At 57.8% G+C, this 20156-nt stretch carries 22 protein-coding genes and 1 riboswitch; of the genes, 19 read left to right on the top strand and 3 right to left on the bottom strand.

The genetic code is table 11. From position 1 onward, the window contains the following. Window positions 1-130: 130 nt before the first annotated feature. From sdhC to M2119_RS00415, 4 genes are read left to right on the top strand one after another with little or no spacing between them, the layout of a single operon-like run. Window positions 131-475 (top strand): succinate dehydrogenase, cytochrome b556 subunit, encoded by a 345-nt coding sequence (sdhC, locus tag M2119_RS00400; protein WP_432418509.1) that lies wholly within the window; start codon window positions 131-133, stop codon window positions 473-475. Continuing rightward, window positions 472-924: a succinate dehydrogenase hydrophobic membrane anchor subunit gene (locus M2119_RS00405; RefSeq protein ID WP_280803004.1), complete on the top strand. Its 453-nt coding sequence runs from the start codon at window positions 472-474 to the stop codon at window positions 922-924. Before sdhC ends, M2119_RS00405 begins: the two co-directional genes overlap by 4 nt. A gap of 35 nt (window positions 925-959) precedes the next feature. Further along, a complete protein-coding gene (gene sdhA, locus M2119_RS00410) occupies window positions 960-2774 on the top strand; it encodes a succinate dehydrogenase flavoprotein subunit (RefSeq protein WP_280803006.1) in 1815 nt (604 codons plus the stop codon). Window positions 2775-2776: 2 nt separating this feature from the next. Beyond that, a complete protein-coding gene (locus tag M2119_RS00415) occupies window positions 2777-3532 on the top strand; it encodes a succinate dehydrogenase iron-sulfur subunit (protein ID WP_280803007.1) in 756 nt (251 codons plus the stop codon). A 90-nt stretch (window positions 3533-3622) separates the two neighbouring features. Here M2119_RS00415 and ptsP read toward each other — a convergent pair whose 3' ends face one another. Continuing rightward, window positions 3623-5266, bottom strand: a complete 1644-nt coding sequence (gene ptsP / locus M2119_RS00420) for a phosphoenolpyruvate--protein phosphotransferase (protein ID WP_280803008.1) — start codon at window positions 5264-5266, stop codon at window positions 3623-3625. 224 nt (window positions 5267-5490) lie between these two features. On the opposite strand from ptsP, the gene M2119_RS00425 reads away from it, so the two are divergent. The 15 genes from M2119_RS00425 to M2119_RS00495 all read left to right on the top strand — a co-directional run bounded on the left by M2119_RS00425 (window position 5491) and on the right by M2119_RS00495 (window position 18476). Then, window positions 5491-6252: a DeoR/GlpR family DNA-binding transcription regulator gene (locus M2119_RS00425; RefSeq protein WP_280803009.1), complete on the top strand. Its 762-nt coding sequence runs from the start codon at window positions 5491-5493 to the stop codon at window positions 6250-6252. Beyond that, window positions 6249-7235, top strand: a complete 987-nt coding sequence (locus tag M2119_RS00430; protein ID WP_280803010.1) for a 1-phosphofructokinase family hexose kinase — start codon at window positions 6249-6251, stop codon at window positions 7233-7235. The genes M2119_RS00425 and M2119_RS00430 overlap by 4 nt, the downstream gene beginning before the upstream one ends. Then, window positions 7232-7696 (top strand): PTS sugar transporter subunit IIA, encoded by a 465-nt coding sequence (locus tag M2119_RS00435; RefSeq protein WP_280803011.1) that lies wholly within the window; start codon window positions 7232-7234, stop codon window positions 7694-7696. The genes M2119_RS00430 and M2119_RS00435 overlap by 4 nt, the downstream gene beginning before the upstream one ends. Further along, window positions 7693-8121, top strand: coding sequence for a PTS fructose transporter subunit IIB (locus M2119_RS00440; protein WP_280803012.1), 429 nt, complete (start codon window positions 7693-7695; stop codon window positions 8119-8121). Before M2119_RS00435 ends, M2119_RS00440 begins: the two co-directional genes overlap by 4 nt. A 79-nt stretch (window positions 8122-8200) precedes the next feature. Next, window positions 8201-9325, top strand: a complete 1125-nt coding sequence (locus M2119_RS00445; protein ID WP_280803013.1) for a PTS fructose transporter subunit IIC — start codon at window positions 8201-8203, stop codon at window positions 9323-9325. Beyond that, complete coding sequence (locus M2119_RS00450) at window positions 9318-9593, top strand: HPr family phosphocarrier protein (protein WP_280803014.1); 276 nt, start codon at window positions 9318-9320, stop codon at window positions 9591-9593. Before M2119_RS00445 ends, M2119_RS00450 begins: the two co-directional genes overlap by 8 nt. Window positions 9594-9663: 70 nt before the next feature. Beyond that, window positions 9664-10572 (top strand): YihY/virulence factor BrkB family protein, encoded by a 909-nt coding sequence (locus M2119_RS00455; RefSeq protein ID WP_280803015.1) that lies wholly within the window; start codon window positions 9664-9666, stop codon window positions 10570-10572. Window positions 10573-10581: 9 nt separating this feature from the next. After that, window positions 10582-11427, top strand: a complete 846-nt coding sequence (locus M2119_RS00460; protein WP_280803016.1) for an exodeoxyribonuclease III — start codon at window positions 10582-10584, stop codon at window positions 11425-11427. 3 nt (window positions 11428-11430) lie between these two features. After that, window positions 11431-12438 carry a tryptophan--tRNA ligase gene (gene trpS, locus M2119_RS00465; RefSeq protein ID WP_280803017.1) on the top strand — a complete coding sequence of 336 codons (1008 nt, stop codon included), beginning with the start codon at window positions 11431-11433 and terminating at the stop codon, window positions 12436-12438. Window positions 12439-12514: 76 nt separating this feature from the next. Further along, a riboswitch (FMN riboswitch) is annotated at window positions 12515-12653 on the top strand. A 91-nt stretch (window positions 12654-12744) separates the two neighbouring features. Beyond that, window positions 12745-13782: a bifunctional diaminohydroxyphosphoribosylaminopyrimidine deaminase/5-amino-6-(5-phosphoribosylamino)uracil reductase RibD gene (gene ribD, locus M2119_RS00470; protein ID WP_280803018.1), complete on the top strand. Its 1038-nt coding sequence runs from the start codon at window positions 12745-12747 to the stop codon at window positions 13780-13782. A gap of 2 nt (window positions 13783-13784) precedes the next feature. Continuing rightward, a complete protein-coding gene (locus M2119_RS00475) occupies window positions 13785-14411 on the top strand; it encodes a riboflavin synthase (protein WP_280804430.1) in 627 nt (208 codons plus the stop codon). Continuing rightward, on the top strand, window positions 14411-15685 hold the full coding sequence (ribA, locus tag M2119_RS00480; RefSeq protein WP_280803019.1) for a GTP cyclohydrolase II: 1275 nt from the start codon (window positions 14411-14413) through the stop codon (window positions 15683-15685). The genes M2119_RS00475 and ribA overlap by 1 nt, the downstream gene beginning before the upstream one ends. Next, window positions 15682-16155, top strand: a complete 474-nt coding sequence (gene ribH / locus M2119_RS00485; protein ID WP_280803020.1) for a 6,7-dimethyl-8-ribityllumazine synthase — start codon at window positions 15682-15684, stop codon at window positions 16153-16155. Before ribA ends, ribH begins: the two co-directional genes overlap by 4 nt. Window positions 16156-16168: 13 nt before the next feature. After that, window positions 16169-16528: a hypothetical protein gene (locus tag M2119_RS00490; RefSeq protein ID WP_280803021.1), complete on the top strand. Its 360-nt coding sequence runs from the start codon at window positions 16169-16171 to the stop codon at window positions 16526-16528. Between the two features lie 10 nt (window positions 16529-16538). Beyond that, window positions 16539-18476 (top strand): ABC transporter ATP-binding protein, encoded by a 1938-nt coding sequence (locus M2119_RS00495; protein WP_280803022.1) that lies wholly within the window; start codon window positions 16539-16541, stop codon window positions 18474-18476. On the opposite strand, the gene M2119_RS00500 is transcribed toward M2119_RS00495, so the two are convergent. Both M2119_RS00500 and M2119_RS00505 read right to left on the bottom strand, forming a co-directional pair. After that, complete coding sequence (locus M2119_RS00500; protein ID WP_280803023.1) at window positions 18473-18613, bottom strand: hypothetical protein; 141 nt, start codon at window positions 18611-18613, stop codon at window positions 18473-18475. The genes M2119_RS00495 and M2119_RS00500 overlap by 4 nt on opposite strands. A gap of 6 nt (window positions 18614-18619) precedes the next feature. Beyond that, the gene (locus M2119_RS00505; RefSeq protein WP_280803024.1) at window positions 18620-20092 is read right to left on the bottom strand and encodes an NAD-dependent succinate-semialdehyde dehydrogenase; all 1473 of its coding nucleotides are present in this window, start codon (window positions 20090-20092) and stop codon (window positions 18620-18622) included. Between the last annotated feature and the right edge of the window lie 64 nt (window positions 20093-20156).

Consider the following 20156-nt stretch of genomic DNA (forward strand, 5'->3'; position numbering starts at 1 on the left):
ACTATCGGGCGTAAAGTTGTGAGCAGTTATTGCCCACAACCAAGGAGGGTTGTTCGTGTCAGCTGTCACGGCACCACGCTCAGAAAAGAAGCCCCGTCCGGGCGGCACGCTGTATCGCGGCTACACCGGCATGTGGTCTTGGGTTCTGCACCGTATTACTGGTGTAGCCATCTTCTTCTTCCTGCTTGTCCATATTCTTGACACCGCCCTCGTGCGTGTCAGCCCCGAGGCGTACAACGCCATCATGAGCTCCTACAAAACCCCGCTCATGGGTCTCGGAGAGATTGCGCTTGTGGGTGCGATTGTTTTCCACGCACTCAACGGTCTGCGCATCATCTTGGTCGACTTCTGGAGCAAGGGCGTCAAGTACCAGCGCGCCATGTTCTGGGTTGTGCTCGGCCTGTGGGTTGTGCTGATGGCTGGCTTCCTGCCCCGTCAGATCATCAACATTGTTTTGGAGGTGAACGGACAGTGAGCACCGTAGAAACCCCTCGCAGTCCTTACGCCCGCACCAAGCCTTCCGGCACCAACTGGGAGAAGTGGGGCTGGATGTACATGCGCGCCTCCGGCGTCGTCCTTGTTGTCCTGATTTTTGGTCACCTCTTCGTCAACATGGTTGCCGGTGAGGGTGTGCGGGGCATTGACTTCGCGTTCGTTGCGGGCAAGTGGGCTTCCCCCTTCTGGCAGGTCTGGGACCTCCTCATGCTGTGGCTGGCACTCATCCACGGTGCGAACGGTATGCGCACGATCATCAACGACTACTCCAGCTCTCCTGCACTAGGAAAGGTGCTGCGCTTCGCCGTGTTTGCTTCGGCAGCAGTTCTTATCGTGCTGGGTACGCTCGTGATCTTCACTTTCGATCCCTGCCCTTCGGTCAGCCCCGAGCAGTTTGATTTACTGCCCTCGTTCTGCCCACCTCAGTAATTCTTTAGACAACCCCTACTAACGGAGTCTCCCTCGTGGCAACCACAAGCAACGACACTTACGAAGAAACCAAGCTCATCGACGGCGTCTACTACCACCAGCACGATGTTGTCATCGTGGGTGCCGGTGGTGCCGGTATGCGTGCCGCGATTGAGGCTGGCCCCAACGCCCGTACCGCTGTGATCAGCAAGCTCTACCCCACTCGCTCGCACACCGGTGCAGCTCAGGGCGGCATGGCCGCAGCTCTGGCCAACGTGGAAGAGGACAGCTGGGAATGGCACACCTTCGACACCGTCAAGGGTGGCGACTACCTCGTTGACCAGGACGCAGCTGAAATCCTGGCCAAGGAAGCCATCGACGCAGTCATCGACCTCGAGAACATGGGTCTTCCCTTCAACCGCACACCCGATGGCAAAATCGACCAGCGCCGTTTCGGTGGTCACACCCGTGACCACGGAAAGGCTCCCGTTCGTCGCTCCTGCTACGCCGCGGACCGCACCGGTCACATGATTTTGCAGACCTTGTTCCAGAACTGCGTCAAGCTCGGTATCGAGTTCTACAACGAGTTCTATGTTCTTGACCTCGTCATGGTGAACGTTAAGGGCAAGCAAGTTCCTGCCGGCGTAGTTGCCTACGAACTGGCAACCGGTGACCTGCACGTCTTCCAGGGCAAGTCGGTCGTCTTTGCAACCGGTGGTTTTGGCAAGATCTACAAGACCACCTCGAACGCTCACACCCTCACCGGCGACGGCGTCGGCATCATCTGGCGTAAGGGTATTCCTCTCGAGGACATGGAATTCTTCCAGTTCCACCCCACCGGCCTGGCAGGACTCGGCATTTTGCTGACCGAAGGTGCTCGTGGTGAAGGTGCGATCCTGCGTAATGCGTCCGGTGAGCGCTTCATGGAGCGTTATGCCCCCACCATCAAGGACCTCGCTCCTCGTGACATCGTCTCGCGCTGCATGGTTCAGGAAGTGGCCGAAGGCCGCGGCGCGGGCCCCAACAAGGATTACGTCCTTCTGGACTGCACCCACCTGGGTGCTGAGGTTCTCGAAACCAAACTTCCCGACATCACCGAGTTCGCTCGTACTTACCTGGGTGTTGACCCCGTCTACGAACCCGTTCCTGTGATGCCCACTGCGCACTACGCCATGGGTGGTATCCCCACCAACATCAAGGCAGAGGTTCTCTCCGATAACGACACCGTGATCCCTGGCTTGTATGCCGCGGGTGAATGTGCCTGTGTCTCGGTGCACGGATCCAACCGTTTGGGTACCAACTCACTTCTCGACATCAACGTGTTTGGTAAACGTGCCGGTCGCTACGCGGTTGAATATGCCAAGACTGCTGACTTCGTTCCCCTGCCCAAGGACCCTGCTAAGGAAGTTCGCGAGCTGATTGAGCACATCCGCAGCGCCAAGGGCGACCAGCGCGTTCCCGCACTCCGCAAGGAACTGCAGGAAGAGATGGATAAGAACGCTCAGGTATTCCGCACCGAAGATTCTCTCAAGTCGGTCACCAAGACCATTGAGAAGCTGCGCGAGGAATACAAGAACATCTCCATCCACGACAAGGGCAAGCGTTACAACACTGACCTTCTCGAAGCAGTGGAGCTGGGCTTCCTGCTTGACCTTGCAGAGGTAGTTGTCTACTCCGCTCGCAACCGTCAGGAAAGCCGTGGCGGTCACATGCGCGATGACTTCCCTGATCGCGATGACAAGAAGTTCATGAAGCACACCATGGCGTACCTCTCGGGAGACGCCAAGAGTGACGACGCGGGCGACCACATCAAGATCGAGTGGAAACCCGTCGTTATTACCAATTACCAGCCCATGGAGAGGAAGTACTAAGCATGGCTACCGCAGTCGCAGAACAGACCGCTGTACCCGAGGTACAGGCTTTCACCGTCACGCTGATTATTCGTCGCTTCCTCCCCGAGGTTGATGAAGAAGCTCGTTGGGAATCTTTCGACGTGGAGGTGTACTCCACCGACCGTATCCTCGATGCCCTGCACCGCATTAAGTGGGACCAGGACGGTTCGCTGTCCTTCCGTCGCTCCTGTGCACACGGTATCTGTGGTTCAGACGCGATGCGTATCAACGGTCGTAACCGCCTGGCCTGCAAGACCCTGATCAAGGATCTCGACATTTCGCAGCCCATCTACGTGGAAGCCATCAAGGGTCTGCCGTTGGAGAAGGACTTGATTGTGGATATGGAGCCGTTCTTCGCTGCCTACCGCGAAGTGAAGCCCTTCCTCATTGCGAACTCCGAGCCTGAAGCTGGCAAGGAACGTCGTCAGACCATCGAGGACCGCGAGCGCTTTGATGACACCACTAAGTGCATCCTCTGTGCTGCCTGCACCACGAGCTGCCCCGTGTTCTGGACCGACGGTCAGTACTTCGGTCCTGCCGCCATCGTCAACGCACACCGCTTCATCTTCGACTCTCGTGATGACGCCGGCGATGTTCGTCTCGATATTCTCAACGACAAAGAAGGCGTGTGGCGCTGCCGCACCACCTTCAACTGCACCGACGCATGCCCTCGTGGCATCCAGGTCACCCAGGCTATTGCCGACGTGAAGCAGGCCGTTCTCCGTGGACGCGCATAAGAACTAGTTCTTACTAAAAAGACCCGGCCCTTTGAGGAAGGCCGGGTCTTTTTGTAGTTCCACAGGTCGTCTCCCCTGTAGAAGTTGTGTTTACTCGCTGCCGAAAGCGCGAGCTTGGGCCGCTGTGCGGCCGGTCAGGGCACGTGTTGCACGTGCCTTCGCTTCCTCCAGGGTGACGGTGAGGAGAGCTGCGCGCACGTCGGCAAGTGCGGCTGGGGTCATGCTCAGCGTGGTCACACCAAGGCCAACCAGAACGATGGCCAGGTTAGGATCAGCAGCTGCTTCACCACACACCCCCACGGGCTTGCCTGCAGCGGCACCGGCATCGCCGAGCTGCTTGATCAGCCGCAGCACTGCAGGGTGCCAGGGATCCTGGTAGGACCCGACGGTGCCGAGCATACGGTCAGCAGCCATCGTGTATTGCGTGAGGTCATTGGTTCCAATACTGACAAAGTCAGCAGTCTCTAGAACCTGCTCTGCAACGAGGGCGAGGGAGGGAACCTCAGCCATCACGCCTGGAACACGAAGTCCCAGTTCGCGGCAGAGAGAAACGAAATAGTCCGTTTCTTCTGCATCAGCAACCATGGGTGCCATGACCCACAAGTCAGCTGACGTGTTGTTTTGCGCATTCACCAGTGCAGTGAGTTGGTCGCGCAGGATGTTTTCTTTGACCCGGAGGGCGCGCAGCCCTCGAAGACCCAGAGCGGGGTTTTCTTCGTGGTCTGCGTTCAAGAAGGCCAGGGGCTTATCTGCGCCGGCATCGAGGGCCCGAACGACGACCTTCTTTCCAGGGAATGCGTCGAGGAGCTCGGTGTATTGGGCTTCCTGCTCAGCCACAGTCGGTGCCGTTGCGGAATCCAGGAAGAGGAACTCGGTGCGGAACAGTCCCACACCTTCAGCGCCAAGTGCAATCGCACCGGCGGCTTCTTTCGGGGATCCCAGGTTAGCCAGCAGGGGGACCTTGTGACCATCCTTCAGTGCCCCATCAGTAATTGGTGCGTTGGACGCTTCGAGCCATTCGGCACGTTTGACCAGTGCTGCATCCACCTCAACCTGGCTCACTCCAGCAGTAATGGTGGAGGTTCCCGCGTTGACCACAACGAGAGTGTCGTCGGTCAGGCGTTCCGCACCTCCCCCCACACCCACGATGGCAGGGATGGACTTGGCGCGGGCCAAAATGGCAGTGTGAGAAGTGGGGCCGCCATCACGTGTGATGAGAGCGAAGACTTTAGTGAAGTCCAGCAGTGCGGTATCTGCCGGAGCTAGATCATGCGCCACCAGAATGAAGGGAACATTCGATTCAGGAACGCCGGGGGCAGGAACGCCGCGCAGGTGGGCAATCACACGCTGAGCAACATCTGCAAGGTCAGCAGCGCGCTCTCCCATGTACCCACCCATGCCTTCGAGCATTTTCTGGAAGGAAGAGAAGGCATCGAAGACAGCACGCTCGGCCGTCTTGCCTGACTCAATCCGCTTAGCAATATCTTTCGCCAGGGCAGGGTCTCCTGCCATGAGGGCCTGAGCATCGAGAACGTCCTTGGCTTCGCCGCCTGCGGTGACACCACGTTCCCGCAACCATTCGCCGACGGCAGCGAGAGATACGGTGGCAGCAGCGATTTCGGATTCAGCCTCTGCTGTGCGTTCGACGTCAGCTGGCTCGGCCAAGGGCTCGGGCATGCGCTTGATGGGGCCGGCCGCGATTCCGCGTCCTACTCCGATACCGGTGAGCTCCATTGCTGCTCCTTGAAAGTTGAAAACCTGAACTTATTGTCTAAAAATCGGACACAAACAGGCATGTATGCGTGGAATAAATCAGTGAAACCCGAATCAAACGGGCACAAAAGTTAACGATACCCCCCTTTCGGGTTGACAAACAAGTGAATTCGGGAGTAAAAAAAGACAAACAAACATTCTTCTGGCAATATGTAGGAAGAACATCCGCACGACAATGGAGTCCCATGTACGCACCTGAACGCCACCAGGCCATCCTGGCCAAGGCGCGTCATCAGGGACGTGTGGAAGTTCGCTCCCTCGCCGAAGAACTCGACGTCACCCCCGAAACTATTCGCCGTGACCTCACTGTTCTCGAACGTCGTGGACTCTTGCACCGTGCACACGGTGGTGCGATCCCCATTGATCGTTTGAGCGTCGAACCCGACGTTACCCAGCGCCAAGGAATGCTTTCCGAAGAAAAGGAACGCATCGCGCGCATGGCCCTCTCCGAGGTTCCTGCCGGAGGCTCCATCATCATCGATGCCGGAACAACGACCGCACGTCTGGCAGCACTTCTCCCCCAGGACATTGACCTCACCGTCGTGACAAACTCCATTCCTATTGCTGCTGTTCTTGCCACGCGCCCCAACATCCAGCTTCACTTATTGGGTGGGCACGTCCGCCCCCTCACATTGGCCATGGTTGGCTCGTGGCCCGATGACGCACTACGGACCCTGTCTGTCGATGTGGCATTCCTCGGCATCAACGGACTGACTCCCGAACGCGGGCTTACCACCCCCGATCTTGAAGAAGCGCGGGTGAAGACCGCACTGGTCAACGCCGCCCGCCGTACCGTCGTGCTCGCCGACCACACCAAATTTGGCCGCGAAGACTTCGCCCACGTGGCGCCACTGAGTCAGATTGACACCGTCATCACCGACAGCGGCATCGATAACGAACACCTTCTCGAAATCGAGATGGCCGGCCCCGATGTGGTGGTTGCATGATCGTCACCCTAACCGCCAACCCCAGCCTGGACCTCACCCTCGAGCTGGATAGCTTTGCCACTGGTGAAGTGAACCGCTCCGTCAGCAAGCACAAGGACCCCGCAGGCAAGGGCATCAATGTGTCGCGGGCGCTGCACAAGAATGCGATCGATACCGTCGCGGTGTTCCCCGCAGATGCTGTCGTAGGCTCCTGGATCGAATCAGCCCTGACCGAGCTGGGCATCTCCACCGTCACCACGCGTATTGGTGAGGAGGTACGTCAGAACATCACCTTGGTGGAAGCAGACGGCACCACGACCAAGATCAACGAAACGGGACCTGCGCTCAGCTCGTCTGAACAATCTGCCCTGTTGTCACAAATTGCCTCGGTGCTGGAATCAAAGCCTGAGTGGTTAGTTGTCGCAGGAAGCCTTCCCCCCGGACTCGACGGATCCTTTTATGTTTCCCTGGGCACGCTCGTGCACAAACACGGCGCACGCTTTGCCGTGGATACTTCTGGCGATGCACTCAAGACAGTGGCACACGCCGGTGTGGCAGATCTCATGAAGCCCAACCACGAAGAATTGGAAGAGCTGGCAGGTCGCCCACTTCCCACTGTGGGCGATGTTGTCGAGTTTGCACAGTCCATGTTGGGCAATCCCGAAGCTGCCATTGTGGTGAGCCTGGGTGAAAACGGTGCCCTGTTGGTCAACCATCGCGGCGCGATGTGGGCAGGCCATGATGCGGTTACGCCCGACAGTACCGTCGGCGCTGGGGACAGCACGTTGGCCGGATATCTGAGTGCTGACGTCACAATTTCTGCAGAGATTTCATCCCTTCAGGAGGGCGACATTGCGCGGATTTCGACCGCCGTCGCCTGGGGCTCGGCTGCCGTGCAACTCCCCGCCACCACTGTTCCAGGACCACAAGACATTACTATTGCCGCAGTTCACACTGTTGTACATCCCAGTCTCACTACCGCCATTAAGGAGCTCCACGTATGACTGACGCAACACCAGCAGCACTGACTACCGAAGACATCGTCATCGTCGGTCTGGTTGCAGAAACCAAAGAAGACGCAACGCGTCAGCTGGCTGTGAAGCTCGCTAACGACGGTCGTGTAACTGATCTCGATGGATTCCTCGCAGACGTTCGCGCCCGCGAAGAACAGATGGCAACCGGCCTTCCCGGTGGCATCGGCATCCCCCACGCTCGCTCGGCACACGTCACTGTTCCCTCAGTCGCCGTGGCCACCAGCGTTGATGGTGTGAACTTCGGAGCCGCAGACGGCCCCGCTCACCTCATCTTCTTGATCGCCGCACCTGACGGTGCTGACGACAAGCACCTTCACATCCTCGCCGCACTAGCCCGCAAGCTCGTGCACGAAGACTTCCGCCAGTCCCTGCGCGACGCCAACTCTGGCGCCGAAATCGCAGCCATCATCACCCGAGAGGTACAGTCATGAAAATTGTCGCCGTCACATCCTGCATCACCGGTATCGCCCACACCTACATGGCCGCTGAAGCTCTCGAGCAGGCAGCCAAGAAGGCTGGTTACGAAATCACCGTAGAGACCCAGGGCTCAGCCGGTTCTTCGCCCATGAAGCAAGCCACCATCGATTCCGCTGATGTTGTCATCTTCGCAACCGACCTTGAGGTCAAGGACCGCGGCCGTTTCGCCGGTAAGCCCTTCCTTCAGATTGGTGTGAGCAAGGCTCTCGCTGACGCTGAGAACGTTGTTGCACAGGCTGTTTCTTCCATCGCTACCCTCCCCAAGGATGGCGCAGCTGCTCCCGCAGCACCGAAAGCTGCTCCTGCAGCCGAAAAAGCACCGAAGAATGACTCTGGCGAAAAGCCTGGTTTCTTCTCTCGCCTTTTTGGTAGCAAGTAGTAGTTTCCCCCTAGAGTTCCTGGTGAGACGCCAGGATCGTTCAATACAAATAATGCAATGAGGCATTGGAGGCCAACAATTGTCTAGTAACACTGGAACAGGAACCCGCATCAGACAGTATCTGATGACCGGTGTGTCCTACATGATCCCGATGGTAGCCGCAGGTGGTCTGTTTCTATCGATCGGTTTTGCTCTGGGTGGATACACCCTTGGTGACTGGGACTGGAACTGGATGGGTTTCCTTTCAGCTCCGTGGGACCTCACATCTTCGCTTGACTGGGCTCGCTTCTTCGCAAGCCTCGGAAAGCTGGGTCTGACCTTCGCAGTTCCCTTCTTGACCATGTTTATCGCTTACGCCATCGCAGACCGTCCCGGTCTGGTTCCCGGTTTCGTTGGTGGTTTCATCGCAGCATTCAACGGTTCGGGCTTCCTCGGTGGTCTGCTCGCTGGTCTGCTCGCTGGTCTGGTTGTTAACCTGCTCGGTCGCATCAAGCTCCCTGCGGGCATCCGCCCCATCATGCCCGTTGTGGTTATCCCCCTCGTCGCATCATTCATCATCGCGTTCCTGATGACCACTGTCATCGGTGTACCCGTTGCTGCAATCATCAACGGCCTCGAGGGCTGGCTCCTGTCGCTCTCCGGTGGAAACCTTGCTCTGCTCGGTATCCTCCTGGGCCTCATGATGGCATTCGACATGGGTGGTCCTATCAACAAGGTCGCCTACACCGTTGCTGTTGGTCTTCTGACCGAAGCTGCTGCAGTGACCGACCCTTCGGACCCTCGTCTGGTCATCATGGCAATCGTCATGGCTGCAGGTATGACTCCTCCCCTGGGTCTCGCACTCGCAACTGTTCTTCGCAAGCGCGCATTCTCCAACTCGGAGCGTCAGGCTGGTAAGGCTGCATGGGTACTCGGTGCTTCCTTCATCACTGAAGGTGCGATTCCGTTCGCTGCAGCTGACCCCGTTCGCGTGATCCCTTCGATCATGATTGGTTCCGCAACAACCGGTGCACTGGTTGGTCTGTTCCAGATCGGTAGCCACGCACCTCACGGTGGTATCTGGGTTACCGCAATGGTGTCCAACCCACTTCTGTACTTAGTAGCTATCGCTATCGGTACCGTCGTCACCGCCCTCCTCGTCCTCGCTGCAAAGAACATCAAGCCTGGTGTTTCTGATGCAGAGCTGGAGGAAGCAGTTGCCTAAAGCTCAGAGAACCGTCACTGTAGGTTCGCGCGTCGGACTCCACGCTCGCCCTGCCAGCACTTTTGTGCAGGCAGTGGCAGCAACTGGTCACGACGTCACGATCACTAAGACAAGTGGCGATAGTGCAGATGGTGCCAGCATCCTTTCGGTGCTTGCTCTCGCTGTGGGACACGGAGAAGAACTCGTGCTCGATGTCGAAGGCGACAACGCTGAGGTTGTGGCAGATGAGCTGGCTAGCCTGCTCACATCTGACCTCGATGCTGACTAATCGTTAGCAGGGCTCTGTGGCCCGTGGGTTCCGTCAGGAATCCACGGGCCTTTCCCTTTAAGCTGAAGGTATGAAGGCAGCGATGGCGTGGGTTCAAGCTTTACGCCCCACTCGGGTTTACCGGTTGTATGCCTCCGCAGGTGGAAACCTGTTGGCTGCTGGAATGTCCTTTCAAGCCCTGTTTGCTGTCTTCGCCGCTGTCTGGGTGGGCTTCTCACTTTTTGGCATCTACCTCAATGACCACCCGGAAGTTCGCGATGCGGTCATTGCCTATATCAACGTTCAGATTCCCGGTTTCATCAAAACGGGCGGTCCGATCGATCCGGCCATTTTGGACAAGTCCACAGCTTTAGGGTGGACCGGTGGTCTCGCCATCGTGGTCGTCCTCTACACCGCGATCAACTGGTTCACCTATGCCCGCACGGCCGTGCGGAGGGTTTTTGATCTGCCCCCTTCTACTCTCAACTTCATCGCCCTGAAGTTGTATGACCTCGTTCTGGCCTTGGGCTACGGCCTCGTCATCATTGTCTCGGCCACCGCTTCTGTGATTGCCAGCCAACTCTTGGCGTATTTCGTTCAGGTCTGGGGATTCGAAGACGAGTCAGGTGTGATCACCGGCAGCTTCCAAGGAATAAGTTTCCTGATCATCCTCGTCCTGGATACCGCGGTGCTGGCCACCTTCATTCGAGTACTCAGTGGCGTTCCTATTCCTTGGCGACACCTCTGGCGAGGATCTCTGCTGGGAGGCTTGGCTTTTGGGGTCTTGAAAATTGTCGGGGTGTGGCTGTTGGGCCGCCCCGAATCCAATCCCCTCATTGCAAGCTTCGCAATTTTCGTAGGGTTGTTGGTGTGGTTCAACCTGGCATCTCGCATTTACTTGCTCACGGCGTCGTGGATTGCCCTCGGTATGCAAGATGAAGGAATCGACGCAGAAGACCTGGGCTGGGTAGTTCCCCGACGCCACTCGCACGAGCCCTAGAATTAAGCCATGTCCATCCGCATCGCCACCGTCAACGTTAACGGTGTCCGCGCCGCCTTCCGCAAAGGTATGGGTGACTGGTTAGCACACCGCGAGATCGACATTCTTGCTCTGCAAGAGGTTCGCGCCTCGACAGAGGATCTTGAAGAACTCCTCGGTCCCGACTGGAATATCGTGCATGATGCAGCCACGGCAAAGGGCCGTGCTGGTGTTGCTCTGGCGAGCCGCAACACCGCGGAGATTCACCGCGTGAGCTTGGGCGCAGATGACTTCGATACCGCCGGCCGCTGGCTGGAAGCCGACTACAAGGTTGGAAACAATGTTCTGACCGTAGTGAGCACGTATGTGCACTCCGGTGAAGTGGATACTCCCAAGCAGGTGGAGAAATTCAAGTTCCTGGAAGCCATGCAGGAGCGACTTCCCCTGCTGGCTCAGCACACCCCCTATGCAGTCGTCGTCGGTGATCTCAACGTCGGGCACACCGAACTGGACATCAAGAACTGGAAGGGCAACGTTAAACGTGCCGGGTTCTTGCCGGAAGAACGTGCCTACTTTGACCGCTTCATGGGTCCTTCCGGTGAATCCGTGACCGGGCCTGATGGCTCCATCGGAACCGGCCTGGGCTGGGTCGATGTGGGACGTCAGGCCGAAGGCAACGTCCCAGGGCCCTACACCTGGTGGTCCTGGCGTGGGCAAGCGTTTGATAACGACGCTGGTTGGCGGATTGATTATCAGCTGGCCACTCCCGCACTTGCAGCCCTCGCGTCGAACTACACCGTGGATCGTGCCGAGAGCTATGACACCCGCTGGTCAGATCACACTCCCGTCGTTGTCGACTATTCACTTGAGGACTAGAACATGAGCACCAAGCCCGTCATTCTTTCTGGAATGCAACCCTCGAGCGATTCTCTTCACCTCGGTAACTACATCGGTGCCCTGGGCAACTGGGTCACTATGCAGGATGAATTCGAAGCCTTCTACTGTGTTGTGGATTTACACGCCATCACGGTGCCTCAAGATCCAAAGGAACTCCGCGAGCGCACCCGCTCTACTGCCGCGCAATACATTGCAGCCGGCATCGACACTGATAAGTCGACGCTTTTCATACAGTCTCATGTTCAGGCCCACACCCAAATTGCATGGGTACTTAACACCATTACCGGCTTCGGTGAAGCTAGCCGCATGACCCAGTTCAAGGACAAGTCATCCAAACAGGGAACGGATGCGGCCTCCGTCGGTCTCTTCACCTATCCCATCCTTATGGCGGCAGACATCCTGGCCTACCAAGCAAATGTTGTTCCCGTCGGCGAAGATCAGCGTCAGCATCTGGAGCTCACCCGCGACCTCGCCCTGCGTTTCAACTCACGTTTCGGTCAGACATTTACCGTTCCCGAGCCTCACATTCTCAAAGAAACTGCCAAGATCTTCGATCTGCAAAACCCCACGGCAAAGATGTCTAAGTCTGCAGAGACCGAGGCAGGCTTGCTCAAAATCATGGATGACCCTGCTGTGACGGCCAAGAAAGTCATGCGTGCGGTGACAGATGCTGACGGTGAGATTCGTTTTGACCGCGACGAGAAACCGGGTGTGGCAAACCTGCTCACAATCTTCTCCGTCCTCTCGGGAAAGAGCGTCGACTCACTGGTGGAGGAGTATGCCGGCGGCGGCTATGGCGCCCTCAAGAAAGACTTAGCCGAACAGGTCACCGCAAGCTTTACCCCCATCCGAGAACGCACTACGGAGCTTCTGGCAGACCCTGCGGAGCTCGACCGTTTGCTGGCGAAGGGTGCCGATCGGGCTTCCGAGGTGGCTGACGCCACGCTCAAGAGGGTCTACGACGCCATCGGATTGCTCCCGCGTTTATAGGGTTTTAACCACAAAGTGACAAAATTTTGCACACTTTGTCCGGTTGTGCGCGACCAGGCGTACACTGTAGATGAGCAACGCGCTTCGGGGTCAGTGAAAATCTGAACCGGCGGTTATAGTCCGCGAGCCTTGATCACTCACTTCGGTGGGGGAGATTGGTCGATTCGGTGAAATTCCGGAACCGACTGTTAAAGTCTGGATGAGAGAAACGCGAAGCAGGGCATTTTTTGTACCCTGCTTAAGTTCGGATGCAGTTTTACGCACCCGTTTACCCCGAAACGCCTCAATGACGAGAGCGACAGGTAAATGGACAAGACAGCAGAATCGCAGGGCTACGAGCCCGCGATGCGTCGTGCCATCGAACTGGCCGCCCTGGGATCACGCCACACCATCAACCCACAGGTTGGATGTGTTGTTCTCGACGCCGAGGGAAACACCATCGCCGAAGGTTGGCACCGTGGCTCGGGAACCGCTCACGCTGAGATTGACGCGATGAGCCGGTTGACCCCTGAACAAGCCCAAGGATCCACCTTCGTTGTTACCCTGGAACCCTGCAACCACACCGGTCGCACAAGCCCCTGCTCCCTTGCACTCATCACGGCAGGCATTGCCCGCGTCGTGTTTGCAACGGACGACCCCGGTAAGCAGTCTTCGGGCGGAGCAGAGCGCCTGCGTGAAGCCGGCATAGAGGTCATCGGTGGAGTGCTCCGTGACGAAGTTGAAGAATTAATTGCCGAGTGGATGCTCGCTATCCGTTTGGGACGCCCCCACGTCACGGTGAAGTGGGCATCGAGCCTGGACGGCCGCGCTGCTGCCAACGATGGCTCCAGCCAATGGATTTCTGGCGCACGCTCACGTGCCCGCGTGCACGAACAGCGTGCAGCAGCAGATGCCATCGTGGTCGGAACCGGCACGGTATTGGCCGACAACCCTGCACTCACCGCACGCACACCTCAGGGCGACTTACACAATCACCAGCCCATTCCCGTCGTGATCGGTAAGCGCAAGATTCCTGGTGACGCTCTCGTCCACCAACACCCGCTTGAGGCACTAGTCGTTGGCCACAACGATCTGCACGCAGCACTGTCTGAGATGTATGACAACGGCATTCGTACCGCGTTTGTAGAAGGCGGACCAACTCTGGCCAGCGCATTCATCGCTGCGGGACTCGCAGATCGCCTCTACATCTATCAGGCACCCATGCTGCTGGGCGGGGACAAAATGGCCCTCGGCGACCTGGGCATCTCTACCCTCAGTGAGCGCATCGACCTGGAGATTTCCTCGGTCGAACAGCTCGACTCAGACATTTTGATTACTGCTCAACCCACCAGAAAGGATGTGTAGTGATGTTCACCGGGCTCATCGAAGAACGCGGCACCATTACCGCCATTGAGAAACTGCCTGATGCCGTTCGTCTCACTGTCGAAGGCAACAAAGCACTTCAGGGTGCACAGCAGGGTGACTCGATAGCCGTGAGCGGCGTCTGCCTGACCGTGGTCGAACAAACCCCCACGACCTTCACTGCTGACGTGATGGAACAAACCCTCGAGATGAGCACCCTGCGGGATGCTCGTGTGGGTCTCAACGTCAACCTTGAGCGTGCTGCCGAATTGGGTAGTCGCCTCGGAGGCCACATCGTGCAAGGTCACGTAGATGGCACCGCCACCATTCTTTCCATCACCCCTTCAGAAGACTGGACAGTGATTCGCTTTGGCCTCAGCCGCGAACTCGCTCCCCTGCTCGTCGACAAGGGCTCGATCACGGTGGATGGGGTCTCGTTGACCATCAGCACCATCAGTGATCCCACAGAAGCTTCCCAATGGTTTGAGGTTTCCCTCATTCCAGAAACCTTGGCCGTGACTACTCTCGGCTTACGCAAGGTTGGGGAGGCAGTGAATCTGGAAACAGACATTATCGCTCGGCAGGTGGCCAGAATGCTGGCCTTCCTTCCACAACAGAATGCAGGTGCCTAATGGCTCTTACACCCATGCCCGAAGTCCTCGACGCCATTCGCGCAGGCCGCATCGTCATCGTCGCTGATGACGAGGGTCGCGAAAACGAAGGCGACGCCATCATGTCAGCAGAGCTTGCGACGAAAGAATCCATTGCCTGGATCGTGCGCAACTCGTCTGGTCTGCTGTGTGCACCGATGCCACGCGACTATGCAGACCGCTTGAACCTGCCCATCATGGTGGAGCAGAGCCAGGATTCCCGGAAGACCGCCTACACTCTCACTGTCGATGCAGCTGTAGGAACAACCACGGGTATCAGCGCTTCTGACCGCGCACTCACCATGCGTGTGCTGGCAGACCCCAGCTCTGTCCCCGGCGACCTCATCCGTCCCGGTCACGTGCTTCCATTGCGCGCCGTGGACGGTGGTGTCCTCCAGCGTGGGGGCCACACCGAGGCTGCTGTAGACCTCATGCGTCTGGCCGGACTCATGCCTGTCGGCGTCATCGCCGAAATCGTCGACGAAGACGGTGACATGATGCGCATGCCAGGCCTCGAGAAGATGTGTGCACGAGAAGACATGCCTCTGACCACCGTGGCAGCCATTATTGAGTACATCGAAGCCAACCCGCTTCCTCTGCGTGACAACCTTGACGCGAACCGCGTGGGCTTTGAAGTGGAGACCACCGTCCCCACGGAGAACGGATCCTTCCGCATGCGCGGTTACCGCGACCACGCAACGGGTGCGGAGCACGTTGCCATCATCGCGGGTAACCCTGGTGGTTCGGATGTGCTCGTTCGCGTGCACAGCGAGTGCCTCACCGGTGAAGCCCTGCACTCGATGAAGTGCGAGTGTGGACCACAGCTCGATGCTGCGTTGCGCATGATCGAGAACGACCCCAAGGGTGGTGTTGTTCTGTACATGCGTGGACACGAAGGCCGCGGTATTGGTCTGCTCAACAAGTTCAAGGCATACAAGTTGCAGGAGCAGGGCATGGACACCCTCGACGCCAACTTGGCGCTGGGCTTCCCCGCTGACGATCGTGACTACACCGCTGCTGCACGCATGCTCGATGACATGGGCATCAGCTCTGTCCGTTTGCTCTCCAACAACCCGGAGAAGCAGCGTCAACTCGAGCAGTACGGCATTGAGATCAATGATCTCGTTCCTCTGCTTGTTGGTCGTTCCAAGCACAACGAAGGTTACCTCAACGTCAAGCGTGACCGCATGGGTCACCAGATTCCGGAGAACTACCCTTTAGTTGAGCTCGCCTTCGCCCGAGAGTTTGTTGCATGAGCGGCGCAGGATCACCGAGCATCTCCGTAGACGCAACTGGTCTCACCGTTGTTATTGTCGCTGGACAATGGCATGACGTCATCACCGACGCCATGATTGCTTCGGCTCAGCGCACGATTGAGGCCAGTGGCGCCAGCCACTCCCTCATTCGTGTGGCCGGAAGCTTTGAGCTTCCCATCGTGAGCAAGGCAGTTCTGGAACAGGGCGCCGATGCAGTTGTTGCCCTGGGCGTCATCATCCGCGGTGGCACCCCCCACTTTGAGTTCGTTTCCGATGCAACAACCAGCGGGCTTACCCGTGTTTCCTTGGACACGGGTAAGCCGGTTGGCTTCGGAGTATTGACACTCGACGACGAACAGCAAGGTCTTGACCGTGCTGGTTTGCCGGATTCGAAGGAAGATAAGGGAGCAGAAGCAGCGACAGCAGCCTTAGAAACAGCTGTCACCCTTCGCGCCATCCGCAGCAAGTAGTTAGGCTGGGCGTATGGAAATTCTTGCAACTATTCTCGTCATCCTGCACTTTGTTGGTTTGTCACTTCTCCTGGGTGGCTTCTTCTCCCAGATCAAGGAGATTGCCAAGGGCACCGGTCGTGTTTTGCGCATCATGCTCGATGGTGCCTACACCCAGCTGGTGACCGGTCTCGCGTTGACCGGCATCTACTCGGCAGGTCTGATCGAGGGTGAAGAGGTCAACAACGCAAAGGTCGGCGTCAAGCTCGTCGTGTTGGTTGCGATCCTCGTGATTGCACTCATCTTCCGCAAGCGTGAGATCGCACCTTCCTGGGCACTGTGGACCATCGGTGGTCTGACTTTGCTCAACGTCGTCCTCGCCGTCGCCTGGTAATCGGGTCCTGATGAGCTCACCCCGCATGGGCCGTCGTTCATCGACCCCGGAGAATTCTTCTGTCCCCAAGGCTAAATTCGGGCAGTTGATGCCCTACCTGCTTGAGCATAAGAAGGTTCTATCCTTCGTTATTGTGCTCAGCATCTTGGGTGCTGCAGCCTCCTTGGCCCAGCCGCTTCTGGTGGGCCAGGTGATCAACCGTGTCAGCGCGGGTGAACTTATGGGCAACCTGGTGTGGCTGTTGATTGGGCTGGTCGTTGTTTCGGCACTGATCAGTGGGTACCAGCACTATCTCTTGCAGCGCACCGGGGAAGGTGTGGTGCTCTCGTCACGACGCCGGCTGGTGGCTCGCATTCTGCGCCTGCCAATTAGCGAATTCGATACCCGACGCACAGGAGACCTTGTCTCCCGCGTCGGAAGCGATACGACGCTCCTGCGTGCAGTGCTCACCCAAGGTCTCGTGGAGGCCATCGGTGGTTCGCTGACCTTTATCGGCGCCATCATTGCGATGGCGATCATCGACCCGGTTCTGCTGGGTTTGACTGTGCTTGTGGTTTTCACCGCGATCATTGTGGTCACGGTGCTTTCTCGTCGTATTCGCGTGGCCAGCCGAAAAGCACAGGCCAAGGTGGGCGAACTGGCCGCCTCGGTTGAACGTGCCATTTCCGCCGTGCGCACGGTTCGTGCTGCGAATGCCACCGACCGTGAAACCGCGGTTGTCTACGAAGAAGCCGAAGGCGCCTGGCGCATGGGCATCAAGGTGGCGAAGATTTCTGCCCTCGTCGTTCCGGTGGCAGGTATCGCGATGCAGGTGGCCTTCCTCACCGTCCTCGGCGTCGGTGGTTACCGTGTCGCCTCCGGTGCGATTACCGTGGCCAACCTGGTGACCTTCATTCTGTTCTTGTTCATGATGATCATGCCCTTAGGTCAAGCCTTCGGTGCGATCACCTCGGTCAACTCCGCGCTCGGTGCCCTCGGCCGAATTCAAGAAATCATCGCTCTCCCGAGCGAAGGTGAATTCGACCGCGACCTCGCTCCTCTGGCCACCGTCGAAGGTGGTGCTCGGGGCGCTGTGAAGAACTCCCCCGTGGCCGTCGAATTCGCGGATGTGCGCTTCTCCTACCCCAAGCTTGTCCTCCCTGTCGAGGAAGACGAAAGCACCACTGATCCCACCTCGAAGCTCTCACGCGCCGAGAAGGCGCGCCTGAAAGCCGGTGGAGCTGCCGGTGAAGCCCTTGCTCTAGATGCGACACCTGAGCTGGAAGCCCCCGAGATTCTTAAGGGTGTCTCGTTTTCCGTTGCCCATGGCACCCGAGCTGCACTTGTGGGTCCCTCTGGTGCGGGAAAGTCGACCATTCTCGGACTCATCGAACGTTTCTATGACCCTAACTCAGGTGAAATTCGCCTCGGTGGCATCGATATCAAAGCCCTCAACCGTGAAGATCTGCGTGCACAGATTGGCTATGTTGAGCAAGATGCTCCTGTTCTAGCTGGCTCCTTGCGCGATAACCTCCTGCTGGGTTCTCCTGACGCGACCGATGAGGACTGTATCGCCGTTTTGGCTGATGTGAATCTCACCTCCGTGTTGGAACGCAGCGCCTTCGGCTTGGATGCTCCGGTGGGCGAAGAGGGTGTCATGCTCTCCGGCGGTGAACGTCAGCGTTTGGCCATTGCACGTGCACTTCTGGCTGCACCTCCCATCTTGTTGCTTGATGAGTCCACCTCCAGCTTGGATGGGGCCAACGAGCAGCTCATGCGAGAAGCGATTGACCGTGTTGCGCAAGATCGCACGCTCATCATCATTGCGCACCGCCTGTCTACCGTGGTCGACAGCGATCAGATCATCGTGCTGGAAAACGGTGCCGTTGTGGGCACCGGCACCCACTCAGAACTGATCACGAGCACACCGCTGTATAAGAACCTGGCAAAGCACCAGCTTCTGGTTTAGAGAATTCCGCCCTGGGAAACCAGGACGCCAATAATCACCAACGCCGGAAGCACCCAGACATACCAGCGGGTATACCAGGGCGACTCGTCATCTTTAGCTTTCTCAAAGTCGTTCCCACCAGGAATGAAGTCCGACATCGTCGTCTAGGCGAAGGGGTTCGGCGTCATCGTGTATTTGGTGGAGAGGTATTCATGAATACCTTCTGCACCACCTTCACGGCCAATACCGGACATCTTGACGCCCCCAAATGGTGCTGAGGCGTTGGAAATCACGCCCACATTCAGGCCCATCATGCCCGTCTGGAGTTTCTCAATCAGGCGTTGTCCACGCTTAAGATCTTCGGTGAACACATATCCAATCAGGCCGTATTCGGTGTCGTTGGCGATGCGAATTCCCTCTTCTTCCGTGGCGAACGTCGTAATCGACAGCACGGGACCAAAAATTTCTTCGGTGAGGATGTTCGCACCCGGTGTGACTCCGGTGAGCACGGTGGGTTCGTAGAACGTTCCCGCACCTGCGATGGCGTGGCCACCGGTGGCCACGGTCGCGCCCTTGGCAACAGCATCTGCAACGAGTTCACTGGCCTTGGCCACGGCCTTCTCATCGATGAGGGGGCCGATGGTGACGCCCTCTTCGGTTCCCCGGCCAACTTTCATGGCTTTCACACGTTCGGTCACGCGCGCGGCAAATTCTTCAGCGACGGATTCGTGCACGATGATGCGGTTGGCGGCGGTGCAGGCCTGTCCGATATTGCGGAACTTTGCCAACATGACGCCGTCGACGGCCTTATCCAAATCTGCATCCTCGAAGACCACGAAGGGTGCATTGCCGCCGAGTTCCATCGAGGTGCGGAGCATGTTCTCCGTCGCCAGCTTCATCAGCGACTGTCCCACCCCGGTTGAGCCGGTGAAGGAGAGCTTTCGCAGACGCTGATCCAAAATGATGGGGTCAGATACTGCCGCGGTGCTCGTGGTGGTGAACACGTTCACCACACCATCGGGCAGACCGACTTCCTGCAGAATCTTGGCAAAGAACAAGGTGGTCAGAGGAGTCAGCGTGGCTGGCTTCACGACGACCGTGCACCCGGCAGCTAAGGCAGGAGCTATCTTGCGGGTCGCCATGGCCAGGGGGAAGTTCCACGGCGTGATCATGTAGCTGGGACCCACCGGCATCTGAGTCACGATCGTGCGACCGGTGCCTTCGGGATTGATGCCATAACGACCGTTGATGCGCACGGCTTCTTCACTAAACCAGCGGAGGAACTCTGCGCCATACGCGACTTCGCCGAGGGACTCAGCCAGGGGCTTTCCCATCTCGAGAGTCATCAGCAGAGCGAACTCGTTCTTGAGCTCGATCACACGCTCAAAAGCTTTCCGGAGAATTTCTGCGCGAACGCGAGGCGCCGTGGCGGCCCAGGCATCCTGTGCTGCGACCGCAGCATCGAGGGCCTTCATGCCATCTGCAGGGGATGCATCCGCGATGGTTTTGATTACGGCACCGGTTGCAGGGTCCTGCACGTCCACGGTCTTTCCCGCCGTGGCATCGAGCCACTTGCCGTTGATGAACAACTGAGAAGGAATCTGTGCAAGCAGTTCTGATTCGGAAATCGTTGACATTCTTAACCTTTTCTACGGATTCCTTATTCTATGCCGTAAATACCTGCGGAATAAAGAAGTTTGT

The sequence above is a fragment of the Aurantimicrobium minutum genome (genome assembly GCF_029894165.1).
Lineage (GTDB): Bacteria > Actinomycetota > Actinomycetes > Actinomycetales > Microbacteriaceae > Aurantimicrobium > Aurantimicrobium minutum_A.

Excerpts from the sequence above, each read along its gene's own strand:
- M2119_RS00435 (WP_280803011.1), top strand. The coding sequence starts at position 7,232 with ATGACTGACGCAACACCAGCAGCACTGACTACCGAAGACATCGTCATC.
- M2119_RS00425 (WP_280803009.1), top strand. The coding sequence starts at position 5,491 with ATGTACGCACCTGAACGCCACCAGGCCATCCTGGCCAAGGCGCGTCAT.
- ribH (WP_280803020.1), top strand. The coding sequence starts at position 15,682 with ATGAGCGGCGCAGGATCACCGAGCATCTCCGTAGACGCAACTGGTCTC.
- M2119_RS00460 (WP_280803016.1), top strand. The coding sequence starts at position 10,582 with ATGTCCATCCGCATCGCCACCGTCAACGTTAACGGTGTCCGCGCCGCC.
- trpS (WP_280803017.1), top strand. The coding sequence starts at position 11,431 with ATGAGCACCAAGCCCGTCATTCTTTCTGGAATGCAACCCTCGAGCGAT.
- M2119_RS00430 (WP_280803010.1), top strand. The coding sequence starts at position 6,249 with ATGATCGTCACCCTAACCGCCAACCCCAGCCTGGACCTCACCCTCGAG.
- ptsP (WP_280803008.1), bottom strand. The coding sequence starts at position 5,266 with ATGGAGCTCACCGGTATCGGAGTAGGACGCGGAATCGCGGCCGGCCCC.
- M2119_RS00415 (WP_280803007.1), top strand. The coding sequence starts at position 2,777 with ATGGCTACCGCAGTCGCAGAACAGACCGCTGTACCCGAGGTACAGGCT.
- M2119_RS00495 (WP_280803022.1), top strand. The coding sequence starts at position 16,539 with ATGAGCTCACCCCGCATGGGCCGTCGTTCATCGACCCCGGAGAATTCT.
- M2119_RS00455 (WP_280803015.1), top strand. The coding sequence starts at position 9,664 with ATGAAGGCAGCGATGGCGTGGGTTCAAGCTTTACGCCCCACTCGGGTT.
- M2119_RS00500 (WP_280803023.1), bottom strand. The coding sequence starts at position 18,613 with ATGTCGGACTTCATTCCTGGTGGGAACGACTTTGAGAAAGCTAAAGAT.
- ribD (WP_280803018.1), top strand. The coding sequence starts at position 12,745 with ATGGACAAGACAGCAGAATCGCAGGGCTACGAGCCCGCGATGCGTCGT.
- ribA (WP_280803019.1), top strand. The coding sequence starts at position 14,411 with ATGGCTCTTACACCCATGCCCGAAGTCCTCGACGCCATTCGCGCAGGC.
- sdhC (WP_432418509.1), top strand. The coding sequence starts at position 131 with ATGTGGTCTTGGGTTCTGCACCGTATTACTGGTGTAGCCATCTTCTTC.
- M2119_RS00490 (WP_280803021.1), top strand. The coding sequence starts at position 16,169 with ATGGAAATTCTTGCAACTATTCTCGTCATCCTGCACTTTGTTGGTTTG.
- M2119_RS00505 (WP_280803024.1), bottom strand. The coding sequence starts at position 20,092 with ATGTCAACGATTTCCGAATCAGAACTGCTTGCACAGATTCCTTCTCAG.
- M2119_RS00475 (WP_280804430.1), top strand. The coding sequence starts at position 13,785 with ATGTTCACCGGGCTCATCGAAGAACGCGGCACCATTACCGCCATTGAG.
- M2119_RS00440 (WP_280803012.1), top strand. The coding sequence starts at position 7,693 with ATGAAAATTGTCGCCGTCACATCCTGCATCACCGGTATCGCCCACACC.